At 40.9% G+C, this 1,078-nt stretch carries 1 protein-coding gene; it reads left to right on the top strand.

The window, feature by feature from the left end; translation table 11 throughout:
• Positions 1-1,078 (top strand): EAL domain-containing protein (locus ACTF5U_RS12490; RefSeq protein ID WP_438971958.1); only part of this gene is annotated, 1,078 nt, incomplete at both ends.

The raw sequence follows: 1,078 nt of genomic DNA, 5'->3' as shown, positions 1-1,078 counted from the left end.
AGGGATTCGTTATAAGCGCAATGCTTGATATTGATGACTTTCAAACACTTAACACAGTTCTGGGTCATGACGTTTGTGATAATGTATTAAAATCAATTGCAGAGCAACTAGAGGAAGTTGAATTCCAGCAGAACTTTTGCACTTATCGTGTTTCTGCCGACAGGTTTGTCGTATTCAAAGTGGAAAGTGATGAAACACAAGCTTTTTCACAAAAACAGTTTCTTATGGACCAACTCGAAGTTGCCACTAAAACTGTCTATGAGAATCATAGTTTTTCTGTCTCAATAACAACTGTCGGCTATATTTCAAAACTCAATAAGTTAAAACAAACCCCCTTATTAGAACAACTTGAACTGTCGCTGGAAACAGTTCGTTTAAATGGACTGAAAGGTCAGCTTGTCCGAGCCAGTGAGTTAGATTACAAGGTAGCTCTTCAGTCGGCTGCCTTGAGGCTCGAGTTGGCCTCAGGGGTAAAAAAGGCCAATTTAACGATCGCCCTGCAACCCAAAGTAAATCATGCCAACCAGATATCTTCGTTCGAGGCATTATTACGCTGGTGTGATGAACGCTACCCAGATCTGCACTTAGGCCATTATATTTCAGCCGCTGAAGCGACAGGTGCGATTATTCAAGTGGGTTATTTTGTTATTGAACAAACATGTCTGTTTATAAAAAGTCTGCCCAAAGCATTGCGAAAACCAGTTTACGTTAACCTCAGTATGAGACAGTTATCTGCTGGAAACTTCATCGAACGGACGACTGACTTGTGCCATCTACATGAGATTGATAACCATTTAATCGGAATGGAACTGACAGAATCAATGGTCGCAGACGATATTGACTTAGTCAGAAAAGAACTTGAGCAAATCACAGCGGCAGGCTTTAAAATTTCCATTGATGATTTTGGCACAGGCCAGGCTAACCTGAGGTATCTGAGCAAACTTCCACTCTCTCAGCTTAAAATTGATAAATCCTTCATTGATGACATTACGAATAATGCGTCTAAAGTGCCTATTGTGGATTCGGTTTATGCGATTGCAAAGTCAATGAATCTAACAGTGGTGGCCGAAGGAGTCGA

This window comes from Methylophaga sp. (assembly GCF_965655755.1).
In the GTDB taxonomy this organism is placed as follows: domain Bacteria; phylum Pseudomonadota; class Gammaproteobacteria; order Nitrosococcales; family Methylophagaceae; genus Methylophaga.
The sequence above is the reverse complement of the archived record's forward strand: the minus strand, read 5'-3'. Positions and strand labels throughout refer to the sequence as shown.